Source organism: Achromobacter sp. ISS7 (assembly GCF_056523125.1).
This window is the reverse complement of the sequence record NZ_JAWRZD010000001.1, coordinates 746,750-766,468: the sequence shown is the minus strand read 5'-3', so window position 1 is coordinate 766,468 and position 19,719 is coordinate 746,750. Positions and strand designations below refer to the sequence as shown.

The 19,719-nt window shown below is 69.0% G+C and carries 19 protein-coding genes and 2 pseudogenes; 7 read left to right on the top strand and 14 right to left on the bottom strand.

Going from position 1 to position 19,719, the window contains the following annotated elements; all coding sequences use genetic code 11:
* Positions 1-22 precede the first annotated feature (22 nt).
* Complete coding sequence (locus tag AC1HFW_RS03510) at positions 23-1,456, top strand: sensor histidine kinase (RefSeq protein WP_479281810.1); 1,434 nt, start codon at positions 23-25, stop codon at positions 1,454-1,456.
* On the opposite strand, the pseudogene AC1HFW_RS03505 reads toward AC1HFW_RS03510, so the two are convergent.
* Positions 1,438-2,087, bottom strand: a pseudogene (locus AC1HFW_RS03505) (response regulator transcription factor). The gene AC1HFW_RS03510 and the pseudogene AC1HFW_RS03505 overlap by 19 nt on opposite strands.
* Between AC1HFW_RS03505 and AC1HFW_RS03500 the strand changes: the two are divergent.
* A complete protein-coding gene (locus AC1HFW_RS03500; RefSeq protein WP_225856766.1) occupies positions 1,977-2,441 on the top strand; it encodes a hypothetical protein in 465 nt (154 codons plus the stop codon). The pseudogene AC1HFW_RS03505 and the gene AC1HFW_RS03500 sit on opposite strands and share 111 nt — an antisense overlap.
* Here AC1HFW_RS03500 and AC1HFW_RS03495 read toward each other — a convergent pair.
* Entirely contained in the window at positions 2,375-3,862 is a 1,488-nt protein-coding gene (locus AC1HFW_RS03495) for a protein adenylyltransferase SelO (protein ID WP_479281808.1), read from the bottom strand. The two genes, AC1HFW_RS03500 and AC1HFW_RS03495, sit on opposite strands and share 67 nt — an antisense overlap.
* Complete coding sequence (locus tag AC1HFW_RS03490; protein ID WP_035360192.1) at positions 3,859-4,230, bottom strand: DUF2069 domain-containing protein; 372 nt, start codon at positions 4,228-4,230, stop codon at positions 3,859-3,861. Before AC1HFW_RS03490 ends, AC1HFW_RS03495 begins: the two co-directional genes overlap by 4 nt.
* Before the next feature lie 17 nt (positions 4,231-4,247).
* Here AC1HFW_RS03490 and AC1HFW_RS03485 point away from each other — a divergent pair, with 17 nt between their 5' ends.
* Both AC1HFW_RS03485 and AC1HFW_RS03480 read left to right on the top strand, forming a co-directional pair.
* Positions 4,248-5,561 carry a YihY family inner membrane protein gene (locus AC1HFW_RS03485; RefSeq protein ID WP_006394007.1) on the top strand — a complete coding sequence of 438 codons (1,314 nt, stop codon included), beginning with the start codon at positions 4,248-4,250 and terminating at the stop codon, positions 5,559-5,561.
* Positions 5,562-5,592: 31 nt separating this feature from the next.
* Positions 5,593-6,051: a CBS domain-containing protein gene (locus AC1HFW_RS03480; RefSeq protein ID WP_006387928.1), complete on the top strand. Its 459-nt coding sequence runs from the start codon at positions 5,593-5,595 to the stop codon at positions 6,049-6,051.
* 118 nt (positions 6,052-6,169) lie between these two features.
* Here the strand turns inward: AC1HFW_RS03480 and dusA are convergent, their stop codons facing one another.
* Positions 6,170-7,186: a tRNA dihydrouridine(20/20a) synthase DusA gene (gene dusA, locus AC1HFW_RS03475; protein ID WP_006394004.1), complete on the bottom strand. Its 1,017-nt coding sequence runs from the start codon at positions 7,184-7,186 to the stop codon at positions 6,170-6,172.
* A 185-nt stretch (positions 7,187-7,371) separates the two neighbouring features.
* On the opposite strand from dusA, the gene AC1HFW_RS03470 reads away from it, so the two are divergent.
* Both AC1HFW_RS03470 and AC1HFW_RS03465 read left to right on the top strand, forming a co-directional pair.
* Positions 7,372-8,340 carry a homoserine kinase gene (locus AC1HFW_RS03470; protein WP_061071800.1) on the top strand — a complete coding sequence of 323 codons (969 nt, stop codon included), beginning with the start codon at positions 7,372-7,374 and terminating at the stop codon, positions 8,338-8,340.
* Between the two features lie 65 nt (positions 8,341-8,405).
* Complete coding sequence (locus tag AC1HFW_RS03465) at positions 8,406-9,209, top strand: BPSS1780 family membrane protein (protein WP_035360189.1); 804 nt, start codon at positions 8,406-8,408, stop codon at positions 9,207-9,209.
* A gap of 6 nt (positions 9,210-9,215) precedes the next feature.
* Here AC1HFW_RS03465 and AC1HFW_RS03460 read toward each other — a convergent pair.
* From AC1HFW_RS03460 to AC1HFW_RS03415, 10 genes and pseudogenes are all read right to left on the bottom strand, one after another.
* Positions 9,216-9,380: pseudogene (locus AC1HFW_RS03460) on the bottom strand (DUF192 domain-containing protein); the annotation flags it as partial.
* A 65-nt stretch (positions 9,381-9,445) separates the two neighbouring features.
* Positions 9,446-10,096 (bottom strand): type II secretion system F family protein, encoded by a 651-nt coding sequence (locus AC1HFW_RS03455; protein WP_479281804.1) that lies wholly within the window; start codon positions 10,094-10,096, stop codon positions 9,446-9,448.
* A 261-nt stretch (positions 10,097-10,357) separates the two neighbouring features.
* A complete protein-coding gene (locus AC1HFW_RS03450) occupies positions 10,358-11,203 on the bottom strand; it encodes a type II secretion system F family protein (RefSeq protein ID WP_479281802.1) in 846 nt (281 codons plus the stop codon).
* On the bottom strand, positions 11,200-12,861 hold the full coding sequence (locus AC1HFW_RS03445; protein WP_479281800.1) for an ATPase, T2SS/T4P/T4SS family: 1,662 nt from the start codon (positions 12,859-12,861) through the stop codon (positions 11,200-11,202). Before AC1HFW_RS03445 ends, AC1HFW_RS03450 begins: the two co-directional genes overlap by 4 nt.
* A 4-nt stretch (positions 12,862-12,865) precedes the next feature.
* A complete protein-coding gene (locus AC1HFW_RS03440) occupies positions 12,866-14,227 on the bottom strand; it encodes a type II and III secretion system protein family protein (RefSeq protein WP_479281798.1) in 1,362 nt (453 codons plus the stop codon).
* Positions 14,224-15,057, bottom strand: a complete 834-nt coding sequence (gene cpaB, locus AC1HFW_RS03435) for a Flp pilus assembly protein CpaB (RefSeq protein ID WP_479286455.1) — start codon at positions 15,055-15,057, stop codon at positions 14,224-14,226. Before cpaB ends, AC1HFW_RS03440 begins: the two co-directional genes overlap by 4 nt.
* Positions 15,054-15,578 carry a hypothetical protein gene (locus AC1HFW_RS03430; RefSeq protein ID WP_479281797.1) on the bottom strand — a complete coding sequence of 175 codons (525 nt, stop codon included), beginning with the start codon at positions 15,576-15,578 and terminating at the stop codon, positions 15,054-15,056. Before AC1HFW_RS03430 ends, cpaB begins: the two co-directional genes overlap by 4 nt.
* A 245-nt stretch (positions 15,579-15,823) precedes the next feature.
* On the bottom strand, positions 15,824-16,426 hold the full coding sequence (locus tag AC1HFW_RS03425; protein ID WP_479281795.1) for a TadE family protein: 603 nt from the start codon (positions 16,424-16,426) through the stop codon (positions 15,824-15,826).
* Positions 16,423-17,832 (bottom strand): hypothetical protein, encoded by a 1,410-nt coding sequence (locus AC1HFW_RS03420; RefSeq protein WP_479281793.1) that lies wholly within the window; start codon positions 17,830-17,832, stop codon positions 16,423-16,425. Before AC1HFW_RS03420 ends, AC1HFW_RS03425 begins: the two co-directional genes overlap by 4 nt.
* The gene (locus tag AC1HFW_RS03415) at positions 17,829-18,059 is read right to left on the bottom strand and encodes a hypothetical protein (RefSeq protein WP_006393994.1); all 231 of its coding nucleotides are present in this window, start codon (positions 18,057-18,059) and stop codon (positions 17,829-17,831) included. The genes AC1HFW_RS03420 and AC1HFW_RS03415 overlap by 4 nt, the downstream gene beginning before the upstream one ends.
* A 471-nt stretch (positions 18,060-18,530) precedes the next feature.
* On the opposite strand from AC1HFW_RS03415, the gene AC1HFW_RS03410 reads away from it, so the two are divergent.
* Complete coding sequence (locus AC1HFW_RS03410; RefSeq protein WP_479281792.1) at positions 18,531-19,706, top strand: acyltransferase family protein; 1,176 nt, start codon at positions 18,531-18,533, stop codon at positions 19,704-19,706.
* Positions 19,707-19,719 lie beyond the last annotated feature (13 nt).

The window sequence follows — 19,719 nt, the reverse complement described above, 5'->3', positions numbered from 1 at the left end:
CGGATGGCTCGCAGCTGTCCTGTTGTGGCCCGGCGCCGCACTGGCCGACGGCCTTGGCCACGCATCGGCCGATCTGCTGACGGGCCTCACGGCCGGCATCGCGCTGGCCTGCGCCGTGGCCAGCGCCATCGCCTGGCTCCACACCCGCGCCGCGATCTACGGCGCCGGCCTGGCCTTCGCGCTGGTCGAGGGCATCCTGCGCACCCAACCGACGCTGTTTCCCGCGGCCGCGCTGCAGGCGGGCTCGTACGCGGCGCTGCTGGCCCTGTCCGTTCCCCTCATCACCACCGGCCAGCCGGCCGCCGCGCGCCTGGCCGCCGCCTGCCGCTGGGCCTGCATCGGGCTGACCGGACTGGCGGCGCTGGCGCTGATCTTCGTCTATGACACCGATGGCGGCCTGCTGCCCAGGCTGATCACCGGCGCCGGCGCCACCGCCAGCGCGGTGCTGGCGGCCTGGTTCCTGGCCGCCGCCGCCCGCCCCTCCCCGCGCCGGGCCGCGACGCTGGCGCTGGGCGCGGTGCATCTGTCATCGGTCTGGATCCTGGCCCACGACGCCTGGTCGGCTCCCGCCGAAGGCGGGCCGGTAGTGCCGCTGGCGCGGCTGCTGCTGGCGCTGGCCACCCTGCTGCTGGCGGGACTGGAACGGCGGACGCAGGCCGAGCCCGCGCGCCAGGAAGCGGACGACGCCCGGCAACTGGTCCAGGGCGAATTGCGATTGGTGGAAATGACCGGCGCGCTGGATGCGCAACGGCAGATGAACGCGCTGATCTCGCACGAGCTGCGCGCCCCGCTCGCCACCATCAGCGCCGCGGCGCAATCACTGGACATGATCCTGTCCGGCAGCGGCGAAGCCGTCGACAACCGGCTGGCGCGAATCCATCGGGCGGTGACCCGCATGACGGAGCTGATGGAACAGTTGCTGAACCAGGACCGGCTCGGCGAACAGGCCTGGACCCCGCGCGGCGAACAGACCGACATGTCCGAGCTGGCCGGCGACGTGGTCGCGGCCATGCAACCCGATACCGCCCACGCGTTGCGCCTGCAGACCAGCGGCGCGACGCTGCCGGTCTACTGCGACCGCGCGCTGACCAGCGTGGTGGTGCGCAACCTGATCCACAACGCCATCAAGTACTCGCCCGCCAGCGAACCGATCCGGATCGAAACCGGCCAGGCCGAGGACCAGGGCGTGCCGATGGCGTGGGTGGCCGTGACCGATCGCGGCCCCGGCATTGGCGTGGAGGAACAGGCGCGCATCTTCGAGCCGCGCTTTCGCCGCGCGGCCCATCGTGAAACCCAGGGCATGGGCATCGGCCTGTATCTGGCGCGGCGCATCTGCCAGAGCCAGGGCGGCTCGCTGGCGATGCACAGCGAAGTGGGCGTGGGGACGCGTTTCGTCATCACCCTGCCCGCCCGGCCTCCGGAGCCGAGCACGCAGGCTCAGGCCGCGAACACGTAACCCTGGCCGCGCACCGACAGCACCGGCAACTTCAGCCCCGCGCTCTGCGCCTTGGCGCGCAGACGGCTGACCAGCACGTCGATCCGCCGCAATTCGAACCCGCCCGGGCTATCCGGCAGGAACAGTTCGGCCAGGGCCTGGCGGCTGACCGCGGAACCGGCCGCGTCCATCAACGCCATGAGGAAGGTCCGTTCCTGGGCGCTCAGGTGCAGCGATGCGCCATCCGGGCCACCAGGATCCAGCCGCCATCCTGCAACGACCAGGAGGTGTCGGCCGCCGCCGCGCGGGTCTCGGCATCGGCCGGACGCGGCGACTTGGCCAGGCGCATGCGGCGCGCCAGGCTGCGGATGACGGAACTGAGCTCCAGCAGGTCGACGGGCTTGGTCATGTAGACATCGGCGCCGCCTTCCAGGCCGCGCACCCGGTCCTCGAGCGCGCTGCGGCCCGTCAGCATGACAATCCCCACCGGGCTCAGCGCGCGCAGGCGCGTCGCCACGGAAAAACCGTCCTCTCCAGGAAGATGGGCGTCGAGTATGACGATATCGCAGGGTTGTTCCTGCAAGCGGCGGTAGAACGCCGCGGCATTGTCACAGGCGAACGCCACACGGAAACCGTACCCGCCCAGGCCCAACGCCAACTCCTCCCGGAAGTCCGCATCATCCTCAAGCAGGCCGATACACAGCAAACCATCTGCGCCAGGCATATTCAGAGTGCTTTTATATTGAAAATTGTCGACAAATGCCCCAGTGACAGGCATGCCATCCTGAGTGTCCCGCAGGCGACAATCTTACGACTTTTACAATGGAAACGAATGATTGCAGAGAAAAAAACCGCGATTTTTCGTCTCAATGCGCCAATTTTCCGTATTTTCCGCACTCAAAATGCCGCTTTGCCATCAATACGCGCGCGCAACGAACATCAGGACGAACAGCTGACCTCGATGCCGTTGGCCCAGTCCGGGGGCAGGCTGGCGTACTTTTCGTAGCCAGTCCGGGCCGTGAACGGGTCGCGCAGCAACGTCATCAGCGTCTCGATTTCACCGGCGTCGCCGGTCTTGGCAGCGCGGATCGCCTCCTCGGCCAGATGATTGCGCAATACATATAGGGGATTCACCCGGTTCATGGCCGCGGCCACCTCGGTCGCCGGGCGTCCATCCTGCGCCTGGCGCGCCAGCAGGCGGTCAAGCCAGGCCGAGGCCGCCTCGCGGTCGATGAACAGGTCCTGGAACGGCGCACGGTTGCCCGACACCGCATCGGCCAGCCGCCGCCAGGCCAGGGTGAAATCGGCCTGGTTGGCGTCCATCAGCTTGAGCAGGTCATCCAGCAGCGGCTCATCCGCCGGGCGCCAGGCGGCCAGGCCCATCTTGGCGCCCATGCGGTCGTGGAAGGCGCGCGTGAACACGCCCTCGAATTCGTCCAGCACCGCGCGCAGGCCGTCGACATCCTGCACCAGCGTGTGCAGGCTGCCGCCCAGGCGGTAGAGATTCCACAGCGCCACGGAAGGCTGGCGGTTCCAGGAATAGCGGCCCTCGGAATCGGAATGGTTGCAGACATGGCCAAGCCGGAAGCCGTCCATGAAGCCGTAGGGGCCGTAATCCAGGGTCAGGCCCAGGATGGACATGTTGTCGGTGTTCATGACGCCATGGCAGAACCCCACCGCCTGCCAGTCCGCCATCAGCAGCGCGGTGCGGCGGGTGACCTCGCGCAGCAGGCGCACGTAGGGCGCGGTGTCGCTCGGCGCCTCGCCGGCGGGCACGGCCCGGCATTCGGGGTAGTAACGGTCGATCACGTAGTCGGCCAGCGTCTTGAGCAGGTCCGGCTGGCGGCGCGAGGACCAGTGCTCGAACGAGCCGAAGCGCACGAAGCTGGGCGACATGCGCGTCACGATGGCGGCCGTCTCCACGGTTTCGCGCCATACCGGATCGTCCGAGGCCACCAGCGCCAGCGCGCGGGTGGTCGGGATGCCCAGGCCGTGCATGGCTTCGCTGGCCAGGTATTCGCGCACCGACGAGCGCAGCACCGCGCGGCCGTCGCCCATGCGCGAATACGGCGTCAGGCCGGCGCCCTTGAGCTGCAATTCCCAGGCGCCCGCCGGGCCCTGGATCTCGCCCAGCAGATGCGCCCGGCCATCGCCCAGCTGCCCGGCCCACACGCCGAATTGGTGGCCGCTGTAGACCGCGGCCAGCGTATCGCCGCCAGGCAGCGGCTGCGCCCCGGAAAACACGCGCAGGAACTCCGGCGTCCGCAACGCGGCCGGGTCCAGCCCGATCAACGCGGCGGCATCGGCGTTGGCATGCAGCAGCCGCGGGTTGTTCAGCGGTTGCGGCTCGAGCCGCGTATAGAACGCGGCCGGCAGCGCCGCGAACGAGTTGACGGCATGCAGTTCGGACAGGGAATGGGCGCTCATGCGCGTTGGCTCCTGGCGGCCCGCTTGGCCGGCCGCACGTAGAAAATGGCGCTGACGAAGAACACCGTCGACAGCAGGATCTCGCCCCACGCCATCAGCACCGACAGCGGCGCCGGATCCGACATGGCACGCACCACGCCCTCCATCAGGTAGAGCAGCGACAGCATCGAGGCCCACTGATACGTGTAGAGGTTGCCGCGCACGATGCCGCGCAGCGGCAGGACCAGCGGCAGCGCCTTGAGCAGCATCCAGGAGCCGCCCGGGCGCAGCGGCGCCACCAGCGTTTCCCAGGTGACGCACAGCACGATCAGGGCGAACAGCGACAGCGAGGCCGCCAGGCGCAAGCGGGGGTTGAGTTCAGGGTTCATGCTGCTATTATCGCCTGATGAACCGCCCCGCCGAGCCCGCCGCCGCCGCGACGGCGGCCCCCGAGTCCCCGCCCCCGCGCGCATCGTGGGCGGTGCGGGTCGGGCGTGCCTTTGTCTTCACCGCGCAGCGCGCCGACGAAGAAAAGCTGCTGCAGGTCGCCTCCAGCCTCACCTTCACCACGGTGCTGGCGATCGTGCCGATGCTGGCGGTGGTGCTGTCGCTGTTCACCGCCTTCCCCGTCTTCCAGGAATTCCGGGTCGCGCTCGAGGACTTCCTCGCCAACAGCCTGATGCCGCCGTCCGTCTCGGACAACATCATGGAATACCTGAACCAGTTCGCCCGCCAGGCCTCGCGCCTGACCGCGATCGGCGGCGCATTCCTGCTGGTGACCTCGCTGCTGCTGATCATGACGATCGACACGGCCTTCAACGACATCTGGCATGTGACCCGGCAGCGGCCGTTGCCGCAGCGGGCGCTGGTCTACTGGGCCGTCATCACGCTGGGACCGGTGGTGGCGGGCGCCAGCCTCTGGGCCACCTCGTTCGTGGCGCGCGAATCGCTGGGGCTGGTGCGCGACGTGCCCGAGATCGTCAGCATGGCGATCTCATTCATTCCGCTGGTGCTGACCGCCCTGGGCTTCGCCGCCCTGTTCGTGGTGGTGCCGAACCGCCAGGTGCTGTGGCGCGATGCCCTCATCGGCGGCTGCGTCACGGCGCTCGCGCTGGAAGTCATGAAATCGGCCTTCGCCTACTACCTGACGCGGTTCCCCACCTATACCGTCATCTACGGCGCGTTCGCCACGCTGCCGATCTTCCTCTTGTGGATCTACCTGTCCTGGCTGGCGGTGCTGCTGGGCGCCACGCTGGCCGCCAGCGCCCCGCTGATCCGCCTGGGCCGCTGGGAATTCAACCGTTACGCGGGCGCGCCCTTCGTCGACGCGGTGGAGGTCTTGCGCACGCTGCGCCGCGCCCAGTCCCGCACGCCCCCCGGCCTGCCCGCCGGCCAGTTGGCGTCGAAACTGAAACTGCACCAGGATGAATTGAACGACGTCCTGGAAACCCTGTGTGACATGAACCTCGTCACCCGCACCCCGGACGACCTCTGGGTGCTGACCTGCGATGCCCGGGAGACCTCGTTGGCGCCGGTGGTCGACCGTTTCCTGCTCGATCGCGGCCAGCCGCGGGTGCGCGACGACGGTGAAATCCTGCGGGTCGCGGCGGCCGTGATTTCCCGGGAAAATACGCCCGTGCTGGAAGAACTCTGCGGAGAGGCGCAAAATACCGGAAATGGCGTCGCCCCGGTATTGCAGCTGGAAGCGAACAAGAAATAGCAATCAGGGCACCACCGCCCAGGAGAAACCGATGTTGAAGGTCAGCGAGATTCTGCGCGTCAAGGGAGACACGCTTTACACGGCATCGCCGGACATGCCCGTGTCCCAGGCCGTGCAAACCATGAGCGAGCAGGATATCGGCTCGCTCGTCATCATGGAATTCGGCACGCTGGTCGGCATGCTGACGTTCCGCGAGATCATCCGCCACATGCACGCGCATGGCGGCGCGGGCGAAACCACCATCCGTTCCATCATGGACGACGCGCCGGTCAGCGTGTCGCCCAACACCAGCGCCGACGAGGTGCAGCGCCTGATGCTCGAGAAGCACGCGCGCTACATCCCCGTCATGGACGGCCCGACGCTGATGGGCGTGATTTCGTTCTACGACATGGCCCAGGCCATCGTGGCGGCGCAGCAGTTCGAAAACAACATGCTCAAGGCCTACATCCGCGACTGGCCCGCCGAAAGCGCGGAATCGACCCAGTCCTGAGCCACCGGCGGTTGCCGGGCGGCGGCCTCATCGCCTGCGCCCGGTGATCGTCCAATGGACAACGCCCAGGCGGCCTCGCGGCCGCCTGGGCGTTGTTGCATTCAGGGTCACCGCGCGTTCAGGCGCTCGCCGGCACCGCCGCCAATGCAGGACCGCGTTCCTGCGGCGCGTGCCGCTGGCTGCGCCAGGCGTCGTAGATCAGGGCAGGATCATTGGCCGCCAGCAGCGCCGGGTCCGACAACATGCGGCGCCAGCGCCGCGCGCCCGACTGGCCATTCACCAGGCCCAGCATCGGCCGCGTCATGACCCGCAGCGGCACGCCCTGCGCCACCTGGCGCGCTGCGTACTCCATCATCGCGTCGACCACCTGGGCATCGCTGGGCAGGCGCACCGAAGGCCACAGCTGCAGCGACACCTCGGACAGCACCCGGGGCGTGTGCCAGGCCGCGCGGCCCAGCATCACGCCGTCGAAATCGGCGGCCGCGCGCACCGACTGCTCGGCATCCGCCAGCCCGCCGTTCAGCACGAACACGCAGTCCGGGAAATCCTGCTTGAGCTGGCGCACCACGTCGTAGCGCAGCGGCGGAATCTCGCGGTTGTCCTTGGGCGACAGGCCCTTGAGCACGGCATTGCGCGCGTGGGCGATGAACACCCGGCAGCCGGTGTCGTAGATCTTGCCGACGAAATCACGCACGAAGGCGTACGACTCTTCATAGTCCAGTCCCAGGCGGTGCTTGACCGTCACGGGGATGTCGACCGCGTCCTGCATCGCCTTGATGCAGTCGGCGACCAAGTCGGGCTCGGCCATCAGGCAGGCGCCGAACGCGCCCTTCTGCACCCGTTCCGACGGACAACCGCAGTTCAGGTTGATTTCGTCGTAACCCCACTGCCGCCCCAGCCTGGCCGACTGCGCCAGCGCGTCCGGCTCGCTGCCGCCCAGCTGCAACGCGACCGGATGCTCGGCCTCGTCGAAGTCCAGGTGGCGCGCGACGTTGCCGTACAGCAAGGCGCCGGTGGTGATCATTTCGGTGTACAGACGCGCGCGCGGCGCCAGCAGCCGGTGGAAATAGCGGCAATGCCGGTCGGTCACGTCGATCATCGGGGCGACGCACAGCCGCCAGTCGGGGGAGTCCAAGAATCACTCGTCAAAACAAGGGGATGCGGTATTTTACGGTGCTTGGCGGGATTCTGCCCGGCAAGCTGGCCGAAGACGGCGCCACCGCCCCGGGCCATGTGGTCTAAAATTGCGCCGCCGCCGCGTGCAAGCACGCGCCCGCGCCCGTGGCACACGTCCGTCAACTCCCCTCTTCTCGTAGATCAATGGCCGTATTCACCCCCGTATCCGATGACGACGCACGCGCCCTGCTGGCGCATTTCGACCTGGGCGAGTTCGTCTCGCTGCGCGGGATCACGGCGGGTATCGAGAACACCAACTACTTCCTGTACACCAGCCGCGGCGAGTACGTGCTGACGCTGTTCGAAGTGCTGACGCACGCCCAGCTGCCGTTCTATATCGAGCTGATGTACCACCTGGCCAGCCGCGGCATTCCGGTGCCGCAGCCGCAGACGCTGCGCGACGGCACCCGCCTGACCACGCTGCACGGCAAGCCCTGCGCCATCGTCACGCGCCTGCCCGGCGGCTACGAACCCGCCCCCGGCGCCGCCCATTGCGCCCTGGCCGGCGCCACCCTGGCCCGCGCCCACCTGGCGGCTCAGGACTTCCCGATCCAGCAGCCCAACCTGCGCGGCCTGTCCTGGTGGACCGAGACCGCGCCCAAGGTCCTGCCCTTCCTCGAAGCCGGCCAGGCCGAGTTGTTGCAGTCCGAACTGGCCGCCCAGCAGGCCGCGGCCGCCAGCCCCGCCTGGCAAACGCTGCCCGCTGGCCCGGCCCACTGCGACCTGTTCCGCGACAACGTGCTGTTCGCCGGCACCTTCGAGGATCCGCTCATGGGCGGCATCATCGACTTCTACTTCGCCGGCTGCGACACCTGGCTGTTCGACGTCGCGGTCAGCGTCAATGACTGGTGCATCGAGCGCGATACCGGTGAATTCGTCCCCGAACTGGTCGAATCCTGGCTCGACGCCTATGCCCGCGTGCGCCCGTTCACCGACGCCGAGCGCCAGGCCTGGCCGCTGATGCTGCGCGCCGCCGCCCTGCGCTTCTGGCTGTCGCGCCTGTACGACTTTTTTCTGCCGCGCCCGGCCCAGACGCTCAAGCCGCACGACCCCCGCCATTTCGAAAGAGTGTTGCAAGCGCGCCACCGCCCGGGCCTGCCGGTATTGCCGTAATCGTTACGCCCCCCATAATTGGGGGTAGCACGTCCCTTATTGAGAGATCACTCCCCAAGAGAGCCATGCAAGCAGCATTCCTACCCGCGTCTTCCGGCTGGCAATGGGTCCGAGACGGCTTCCGTCTGTTCCGCAAGCAACCCCTGGCCATGTTCACCTGGGCGCTGGTCAACAGTCTCCTGGTCATTTTCGCCTTCGCCGCGCAGATCGTCGGCCCGATCCTGTTCATCGCCCTGATGCCGTCGATCACCCTGATGAGCCTGGCGGCCTGCAAACACGTCGACGCAGACCGGGTCATGCTGCCCTCGATGTGGGCCAAGCCGCTCAAGCAGCCAGGGGTGTTCCGCAAGCTGTTCCTGATGGGCCTGTTGTACGCGGCCGTCAGCCTGGCGGCCGGGCTCGCCACCTTCCTGCCGTTCTCGGCCGCCTTCGCGGAAGGCATGCGCATCGCGTCCATCGAGAACAGCATGGAACCCATCCTGATGGCCTTGCGCGCCCCGCTCATCATTTTCACGATCATCTACATCGTGATCGCGGCGCTGTTCTGGTATGCGCCGGTCCTGGTCGCCTGGCACGGCCTGCGGCTGACGCAGGCGCTGTTCTTTTCCGGCATCGCCTGCTGGCGCAACAAGTGGGCCTTCCTGGTCTACGCCGCCACCTGGGTCCTGATCGCCCTGTTCCTGGACTTGTGCTCCGGGCTGCTGGTCGCCCTGGGCCTGTCGCCGCAATTGGCCAGCACGCTGCAGATCCCGTTCACGATCGCCGCGGCAGGCGTGTTCTATTGCAGCTTCTATCCGTCGTATACCTCCGTGTTCGGCATCAACAGCCCCAGCCCGAACCTCGACAACGGCCACGGCGCCCAGGCATAACGCCACCCGGCAGGGCGCCAGCGCCCTGCACACCTTCACCACCCGCCGGTCGCGCGCCACGAACACCACGTCGATGGCATGGCGCATGCCAAAGGTATGCACCGCCCGACAAGGCGCCAGCAACAGGCCTGAACGCGGCCCCGGCGGCCGGCGCCCCAGCAATCCGCGCATCCGGCCCGGCCAGCTCCCGACCCGCAGCAGCCGCAGCCGTGCCCGCGGCAACGGCAGGCGGGCGCTCACCAGGCCCCCTGCAGCAATCGCACGGCAATCGGAAACGCCAGCACGATGAAGGTGCACGGGAAGATGCAGCCAATCAACGGCAACAGCATCTTCACCGGCGCCAGCAACGCCAGCCGCTCGGCGCGCCACTGGCGTTCGCTGCGGCATTGCCTGCCCTGCGCGCGCAGTACCGGCCCCAGGCTGATACCCAGCGCGTCCGCCTGGGCCAGCGCCGCGGTCCACTGGCGCACCAGCGGACTGCCGCAGCGATCCGCCATGGCCTGCAGCGCGGCGGCCCTGGACACGCCGGCCCGCATGTCCGCCAGCGCCTCGCCCAGGACGTCGCGCAACGGTCCGCAGGGACCGTTGGTGGCGGCCATTCGCAGGGCGCCGTGCGTGCTCAGGCCGGCCTCGACGCACAAGGTCATCAGGTCGAGGACGAACGGCAAGCCCTGTTCGATCCGCCGCTGGCGTTCCCGCGTCCGGCTGCGCAGCCATACTGCCGGTTGCACGCCCGCCAGCAGCGCACCGGCGACGGCCCACGCGACGACGCCGCCACCCGAATCCGTCGGCAATGGTCCGGCCGACATGCCGCTGCCCCGCACCGCCCACACCGCCAGGCCCGCGAGTGCGCCACCTGCCATTGCGGCCAACAGGCTCAGCGCCATGATGTGCTCGCCGTGCACGGTCGCAGGCAGCCCCGCCCTGGCGGCCATCGAGGCCAGATGCGCTTGCCAGGCTCGCGGACACAGCCGACCCGCCGCTGGCGCCGTCCACGCGAGCCCGGACCGGCCCAACCATGCCCACCCAGACAGGGTGGCGTCGGCCCGGACCTCTCGCCCCCAGGGATGCAAAGCCAACCCTGCGCATCCGCCCGCGCCCAGCGCCACGGCAGCCACGCCCAGATACAGCCACATCGCCACCCTCCCTTAGAAATCGATCCGGACAATGCGCCGGATCAGCAGGATGCCGGCGACTTCCAGCGTTGCCAGCAGCGCGAGCACCATCCAGCCTTGCCTCGTATGCCAGAGCAACGCCATGCTGTCCGGCTCCAGGCGGTCCAGCACCGCGAGCAGCAACACCGGCAGCCCGCCGACGATCCAGGCCTGCATGCGGCCCTGCGAGGTCAGGGCCCGCACTTTCGCCTGCCACTGCAGCCGCGCCCGCACCGCCTGCGCGATACCGTCGAGCGCCTCGGCCAGGCCGCCGCCGGATTGCGCGGCGACACGCATCGCCACCACCACGAGCGTGGTCGAGTCGGCCGCCATCCGCATGTTCAGATGGCTCAGCGCCTCGTCCCAGGGCACGCCGAGCCGCTGTTCGCGCAGCACCAGCCCGAACTCCTGCGCCAGCGGCGCATCGCCCTGCGTCACCACCTGCCGCAACGCGGGCGTCAGGGCGATACCCGCGCGCAGGGCCGAGGCCAGCATCAGCAAGGCCATCGGCAGCTGCTGCTCGAAGCGCCGGATGCGCCGTCGCCGCCAGGCGCCCATCAACGCGCGCGGCGCCCGCAGCGCCAAGGCGGCCGCCAGTACCGCGCCCACTGCGCTGGCGGTGACGACAAAGACCACCGCCGCCACGAGAACCGACAGCGCCATCGCGCCCGCCCATAGCCATGCCGGGTCGACAAACACGAACAACTCGCCGAGGCGCCCTTCCGCCTCGTTCGTGTAGCGCTCGCGATAGTCGCGCAACGCGGGCGCGAGCCAGCATTGCACGCCCCAGGCCAATGCCGTGACGCACACCGTCGTAGCCAGCGCGGCGAGCCAGATCACGACAAACTCGCCGCGCGGCCGGCTCCCGTGGCAACACGGTCAACGGCGAACCAGGACACATCCAGGGCCTGGCCCGCCTCCTGCCATGCCTGCGCGAAGCTGGGCACGATGCCGCATCCGGCGAATCCGCCATGGCGCCCATGCCGGAACAGTTCCTGCAACTGGATGCGCCCGCTCTCCATGCCGGTGACTTCCGCGATGGACACCACCACGCGCCGCCCGTCGGACAATCGCGCCTGCTGCACGATGATGTCGATGCTGGCCGCGATGTGTTCGCGCACGACGGCCAGCGGCAGGTCCAGCCCCGCCATCAGCACCATCGACTCCAGGCGCGCCAGCGCATCCCTGGCGGAGTTGGCGTGCAACGTGGTCAAGGAGCCTTCGTGCCCGGTGTTCATGGCCGTCAACATGTCGAAGGCCTCGGCGCCGCGGCATTCCCCCACCACGATCCGGTCCGGCCGCATGCGCAGCGCATTGCGCACCAGTTCGCGGATATCGATACGCCCGCGCCCCTCCTGGTTGGACGGCCTGGCTTCCAGCGAAACCAGGTGCTCGTGGCTCAAGCGCAATTCCGCCGCATCCTCGATGGTGACGATGCGCTCGCCTTCCGGGATTTCGTTGGACAGGACGTTCAGCAGCGTGGTCTTGCCGGCCCCCGTGCCACCCGAGACCACCAGGTTCTTGCGCAGGCGCACGCATCGGGTCAGGAACTGCGCCATGGCCTCGCTGAGCGTGCCCGCCGCCAACAGGTCCGGCATCCCCGGCCGGCGTGTCGGGAATTTGCGGATGGTCAGGCTCGCGCCTTTCAACGCGACCGGGGGAATGATGGCGTGCACCCGGGAACCGTCGGGCAGCCGCGCGTCCACCATGGGCGAGCTTTCGTCGATGCGGCGCCCCAACGGGGTGACGATGCGCTCGATGACCCGGCGCACCGACTGTTCGCCGGTGAAGGCGCCGGCATGGCGCCACAGCCGGCCATCGCGCTCGACGTAGATTTCGTCATGCCGGTTGACCATGATCTCGGTGACATCCGGCGCCGCCAGCAGTGGTTCCAACGGCCCCAACCCGACCGCTTCATCCAGCACCTCGCGGCACAGGGCCTCCCGGTCGACGGCCAGCGGCAACCCGGCATCCTCGGCCACGATAAGCGCCAACAGGCGCGCGGCCTCGGCACGCAGAGACGCGTCGCTCATGCCCGCCACGTCGCGCCGGCGCAGGTCCAGCGCGCCCAGCAGCGCGGCATGCAGCCGCCGGCGCCATTGCAGGGAGGGCAACGACGAGACAGGCAGGGCTGCCACTGCTTCCTCCCGCAAGGGAGGTGGCGATGGCAGTGGCGCCGCGGGCACTGCCGCGTTGCTCCCGCCCTCGCGCCGCGCGGGCGCCACCTTCAGGCGGCAGGGGCCGATCAGGATCTCGTCATCCGGCCCCACCTGCACATGGCGCGCCACGCGCAGGCCGTTGACGAAGCTACCGCCAAGCGCGCCGAGGTCTTCGAGAACGACCGCCGACGCGTCGCGCCGCAGCCGCGCATGCTGGCGCCCCACGCGCCAATTGGCGATACGCAGATCGCAATGGACGCCGCGGCCGATCAGCACCGGCGCCGCCGCCACGATTTTTCGCGTGGTCGCATCATCAAAGGTCATCTGGATTTCAAGCATGGCGCTACTCCTGGTTGGCCGGCGCGGGCTCCGGCTCGTCGTGGTCCCATTGAGAACCCGCCCCGGCGCGGGTGCTCCAGCCCGCGGTCGCGAGCGAGGCGGCTCCCAACCGGGGCGGCTGCGGAAATGCGGCGTCTACCAACGCGTGCGCGCGCCGCACCCGATCCGCCATGGCGGGCTCGTTGCGCGACACGATGCGCGGCGTCACGAAGATCGCCAGTTCGGTCTCGCGCAGCTGGTAACGCCGCGACGAAAACAGCGCGCCGAGGATCGGGATGTCTTTCAAGCCGGGAATGCCACTGGCATCGTCAGCGCGCTCGCGCGAAAGGAAACCGCCGATGACCAGCGTGTCGCCGGAGCGCACGTTGAATTCGGTGGACGCCCGTCGCGTACGCAGCGCCGGCCCGCCAGCAGCGGTCAGCGCCATGTCGACGGAGCTGGCCTCGACCTCGATCAGCGAGCGGATGACGCCGTTGCGGTCGATGCGCGGCGTGATCCGCAGCGAGACGCCGTAGGGCTTGAACAGCGTCGTCGGGTTGCCGCGCGAGTCGGTCGAGACATAAGGCACCTCTCCGCCCGCCAGGAAGGTCGCGCTGGCGCCGCTGCGGGCCAGCAGTTGCGGTTGCGCCAGCATGACGGCCTCGCCACGCTGGGCCAGCGCGGCGATACGGGCGGACAACAGCGCATTGACGCCGAAGTAGCCGGCGGCGGACGACAACGGCGCCGGCGCCGCGACCACCTGCTCGCCCGGCCGCGCGATGCGGCCAAGCGATCCGGCATCCCAGGCCAGCGCCGCATTCAGGCCCCCCTGCGTCGCGCCGTCCCAGCGCACCCCGATCTCGCGCAACCTGGAAGAAGGAATCTCCACCACCTGCACATCCAGCAGCACCATGCTGTCCCACCCCACCTGGCCCGTGAAATCGACGACCTCGGGATAGCGCTGCGCCAATGCCGCGATCCGGTCACGGTCATCATCGGACAGGTCATCGCCCTCGATCACGATGCGTCCGCCCACCGCCGAACTGCGCGCCCCGGGAATGCGCGCCAGCAGAGATTCGATTTCCGCCCGCAGTCGCGGGGCCCCCGCCGGCACCACATCGACCGCGTAGGTCCGGACGCCGCCATCGGCCCACACCTGCACCGACGACATGCCTTCGGCGCGCGCGAAGACCACGACCTCGCGGCCCTCGGTGGCAACGGCGCTGAGCACCTCGCCATTGCCAATGGCCACCTGGGTCACGCCCGGCGCCGCCAACACGCGGCTCTCTCCGACCTGCATGTCGAGCGCCTGCCCCGCGGACCACGCGGGTAATGCGACCGCCCCCAGGCACAATGCGGACAACGCCGCGATCATTCCGATGTTCATGGAAACTCCGATTCAAGGTCCGCTGGAGGCCGACTCGATGCCTCCGCCAGGTCACCCAGCCGGTCGCCGTACAGGATGACCACCCGCGGCGCTGACCGGGACTGGCGCCCCTCCTCCAGCAACGACATCAATTCCGTGGGCGGCATGGCATCACTGACCGAAGCGTCGGCCCCGTCCCGCAACACGGCGGTCAACGTTCCGGCCCGTCTGGCCATGAGGTAGCTGGTGATCTGATCCGCTGATGCCGCCAACGTGACCGGAAGGGTTCCGTCGGCCACGCGGGCATCGGTCGCGGCCAACACCCGCACGCCTCGCAACACGGGCACCACAACATCCCGGCCGTGACGCGGCAGCGTCAGATACACATCGATGGCGTCTCCGGCCCGCAACGTCCCGCCCAGGTTGCCGAGGTCGGCGGCCGGCAGCACGAAGGCGCGCTGCCCCGCCTCGAGCCGCGACGCCAACGACGGCCTGGCCACGGGCTGCGCGGCCGCGAGGCAGGCATTGAGCACCAGTTCGCCGCCAGGCAACGCCGCGGCCAATCGCATGCCCAGCACGCTGTCGACGGCACCCGGCTCGAGGCTGCTCGCCGGCGCCCACCGCGCGGGAATGTCACGCACCGCCAGATGCCGCTCCTCCAGCACCGTGCCCGCCGCCAGATCGTGGGCGGCGACCAGGCGACTGACCAGCGGCACGCGCCCCGCGGCTTCCAGGGTCTCGACACGCTGCCGCACGTGTTCACGAACCGCCCAGGCGGACAACAGGCCCGCCGCCAACGCCAACAGAAAGGCAGCGATCTGGCGCGGACCGGGAACGAACCGGCGCGTCATGGCGTCCACCGCCGGATCCACAAGCCGCTGCCGGCATCCAGCGGCGCCAACATCCATTGCAGACGCTCGCCGCGCCGCTGCCATGATTGCCAGGCGACGGCCCGGCCACTATCGAGATCCCGCCAACCCGCGCGCAGCAATCCTTGCCGCAATAACGGCGCCAACCGCGACGGCGCAAGAAGATGGCGCCAGATCGACTCAACCACGATCCCCTGCCCCTGCTGGACGGCGAAATCCAGCATCAACCGTGCGTCAACCGGCACCCAGGCGGGCACGTCGACAACGGCGGCCGCCAACGAAGTGATCGACGAAACGATGCCGACGCTGCGACCGCTTCCCGGGCTACCCAATTGCGCCACCCACAAGGCATCGCCGACCCGGCCGGACAGGACCGCCAGCCCCGGCAGTATCTGGAGATCGCTGAATGCGGGCTGCTGGCGCGACAGGGCCTGGATCAGTTCCGGCACATCGACCGGCGCATCGAATACCACTGCCTGCATCGGGGCGCCATTGAGCCACATGCGATCCGCCAAGGGTTCGACGCGAGAGCCGGGAGGGAACCGCAACCCGGCCAAGGATGCCGGCTCCGACGATGCGCGAGGGGTCTGCGTGGCGGCTCCAGCCAGGGCCACGGGCCACCCCAGCGCCACCCACACGGTCAATGCCGACGCGACCCGCACGGGCGACGTAAAGCTCCGGTGCGCACCATGCGCTCGTCCGCGGACCGAGGGACCATGCCACTGCCTGCCAAGGAATGACGGCGCATTCATCGCGTCACCCTCCCGTTTCGTGCCAATCCTTGCGCGGGCATCACGTCGGCCCATGAAGACAGCCAATCCAGGGAAAGCGCCGGCCGCCCCCAGGGGCTATCCACGACCATCCCCTGGCCGCGGATGTCGCGGGCCAGCGACAAGGAACGCTCCGCCGTTCGCGTCCAGGAAATCTCCGCCGCGCCGATACGTCGACGCACATCGTCATCGCCTTCCGCGTTGCCGGCGCCGGCCGCGACGCGGGTACGCCGCTCGATACGCACCGCGCCCCAGGGTCCGACGCCCGCCACGTCGGCATGCGCCGTGACCGACACCCGACGCGCTTCGGCGCCCAGCCACTCAGCCTGCAAAGGCGCCAAGCGGGGGACACCCGCATCGACCGACGACCCGGCCAAAACGAACGATCCCGATCGCGCGGGGACGCCCCCGCCCACGGCGGCGACCATGGCGGCCGAGCGGCTGGCCACGGCGGCCTCCTGCGCGGTGAACAGCAACTGCCCCAGCCACGCCACCGCCATGAAGGACAAGATCAACACAGGCAGCAAAACCAGCGCCTCGACCAGCGCCTGGCCGCGTTGCCATGCACGAGGAATCGTCATGGCGTCTCCCGAGCCAGCACGGCTTCCTCAGCCGTCACCGACGCCAGCCGGGCCTGCCAATACGGGAGAAACAACGTCGGCGGTTCCTCGCGACCGTCGGTACGCGGTTCGGGGCCCGCGAAGTAGGTCTCGGCAGCGCTGGTGACCCGCAACCGCCCACCCGAATCCGCTCCCGCGCCGCGCGGCCCGCCCATGGGCGCCGCGGCGTCCACATCCCCAAGCCCATCGTGCGCCACGCTGACCACCACGGCGAAGCGCAGCGGATCAGCGCCACGCGCGCTCGGCACCTCGTAGTAGCCGGGCAAACCCAGCCCGGGCCAAGGCTGCATCTGCGCCATGGCATAGGAATTGGCCAGGGGATTGCCCGTCCCGCCACGGAGGTCCCAGGTGGTGGCTCGCTTCACCCACTGCCAGAAGTCCTGGGAAGTGAAATCGCCAGGCGGATTCTCGACATACTCCAGGCCTTGCGGGCCTGCGGATCCGGGCTCCGACACCACGCCCCAGCCCATCGCATATTCCCGGTAGTAGCACCCCGCCCAACGGTTGAAGCGTTGGGAATGGAACGACTGCGTGTCCAGCGCGCCCCAACGCCCGTCCGCGCCAAGCCAGGTGGCGCCACGGCGACGCAGTTGATGCCGCGCGAGCGGACACTGCGCATTGACGGTCGCGGCATTGGCGCGCGTCCCATCACGGCTTCCGAGAAAGCCGTAACGCCCGGCGGCCTGCTCGACGGCCGAACGCAGGGCGCTACCGGGCCGAGCCGCGCGATGCTGGAGGAATTCCGGCCAGCCATCGCTGAGCAGGCGGATCGTCGGCACGTCGGCCATAGGCGTAGCTGCACGCGTCCGCCCTGCCACCGAATAGTTTTCCCGCAGCACTGCCCGCATGAGACGCTCACGCGCAGCGGGCAAGCCCGCCACCGCCGAAGCCGCCCCCGCCTCGAGCACCTGATGCACCACCCGGTCATGCTCCGCATAAGCGTGCATCAACGCGGCCTGCGCCCCGGGCGCGGCGCGCGCCGCGCCATAGGCCAGCCCGACGTCACGGCCGAACAGCGTGGACAGCAGGCGCGCGGGCGGATTGTTGCGCCGGCGTTGGTCGGCAAGCGTATGCGCGAACGACAGCGACGCCCCCAGCGTGACCAGATGCGCCATCGCGATCTGATGGGCGATCTGCGTGCGATTCACATAAGCCAGGAAATTCAGCTGACGGGCCTGCTCCAGCGCGCCACTGTAGGCCGCGGCATCCGCCGCGTGGATCAGGCGCGCCCGCGCCTCGACCGTGCGCCCCAGCGCATACAGCATGGCCAGCGCCACCGAAACCGAGGCCACCAGCATCATGCCCAGCACGAGTGCCTGGCCGCGTTGGGCGATGCGCGGCGCGGCATGCGTTGCCGGGCCCGTCATTGATCCGCCGCCGCATTGCCGGTGAAGGACTTGAGCGAACGCGCCTTGGTCTGGCCCGCCGCCTTCTGCACCGCCAGTCTCGCGGCGTTCGACTGGGCACTGCCATCCTCGCCCGCCAGCTCGCGCGCCATGGCCGCCGTCTGCGACCGCACCACCTGGCCAAGCGACTGGTAGACGGCGATCGCCGCAACCGCCACCAGGGCCACGACCACGATGTATTCCGTCATGCCTTGTCCGGCTTGACGCTTCAGGTATCCCAACACTGCCGATCTCCGCTCGCGATGAAATGAGGGATCCAGTGTCGGCGGGCGGGGAAAGCGCAACAATTCGCGGATGCCGAGCTGGATGAATTCATCCCAAGGCCTTGACGATGCGCCAGGCGGGGAGCATCGCCGCGCCGCCCCGTCGGGAACGGTGCGGCGGAAAATGTTGTAACCCCCTAATTTATATCGGGTTTTCCCTATTGCCGCCCCTCTGGGGTGGCAGTAGATTGGACTTGCCGGGCTGTCTGACACCCATCGCGTGCGAAGCCGGGCAGGAGCGCCCCAGACTCATCTCGAGCTGGGGCGCTCTTCCATTTGCGGGCCACGGCGGGCCAGATGGATTTCACCCCCGGCATTACAAAATCTATACACAGTCGCCCAATCCCCTCACAGGGCGCTGGCTAGTATGGCGTCTTTCCGTACCCGGACTGACCGATGCCTGCTTTCGCCCCACCGCCCAGGGCCGCGCGCCCCGAGCAGGGCGCCCGCCGCAACCCCGCCATCGATGCCCTGCGGGGCATCTCGATCCTGAGTGTCGTGCTGCTGCACGTGCAGATCCATATCCCGCAGGAACAAAGCCTGCTGGGCAAGGTGCTGCCCGCCGCCCTCTTCAACATCGTCTATCGCAGCGGCTACTACGGCGTCATCATCTTCTTCGTGATCTCGGGCTTTCTCATCACCCGCGCGGCCATCGAGCGCTGGGGCAGCCTGGAGGCCGTGCCGTGGGGCCAGTTCCTGCGCCGCCGTTTCGCCCGCATCTATCCCTGCCTGCTGTTGCTGCTGGCGATCCTGGCCGCGCTGCACGCGATTGAAATGCCCGGGTTCGTCATCGAGAACACCAGCCTGGCGCGCGCCACCGTCAGCGCGCTGACGCTGCACCTGAACTGGCTGGAAGCCCAGGTTGGCTATCTGCCGGCCGCCTGGAACGTGCTGTGGTCGCTGTCCATCGAGGAAGCCTTCTACCTGGCATTCCCCTTGATCTGCCTGTTGTCGCTGGCGGCGGGTCGGCGCGCGCTGGTGCTGGCGCTGCTGCTGTTCGTCGTGCTCGGGCCGTTTGCCCGCGTCGCCTTCACCCACAACGAGATCTGGGCCGACCACGCTTACCTGGCCGGGATGGATGGCATCGCCATCGGTTGCCTGGCCGCGCTGTATGCCACGCGCCCCGCCGCCTGCGGCCAGGCCGGCCGCAAGCTGCTGCTGGTCGGCGCCGTGCTGTTCGCGCTGGTGTTCTTCCTGCGCAAGGCCACCAGCATGCTGGGACTGACCGCGCTGGGCCTGAATGTGACGGTGCTGGAAATCGGCGTGGCCTGCCTGCTGATCGGCTGGAGCCGCCACCCTCGCCCGGCGCGCCCCAACCCGTTTCTGGCCGCGTTGCGCTGGGCCGGCCACAACAGCTACGAGATCTATCTGACGCACATGTTCCCGGTCCTGCTCTTGGCCGCCGCGTCCTGCCGCAACTCCGGCGGCGTCGTGTCGACCTGGTGGCGCGCCGGCGCGCTGACCGCCGCCAGCGTGCTGGCGGTCCTGCTGTCGGCGATGCTGGGCGGACTGGTGGTGCGCTATTACTCGACGCCCTTGCGCCGCTGGCTGACGGGCCCCGAGGCGCGATGAACGGCCGGGCCCG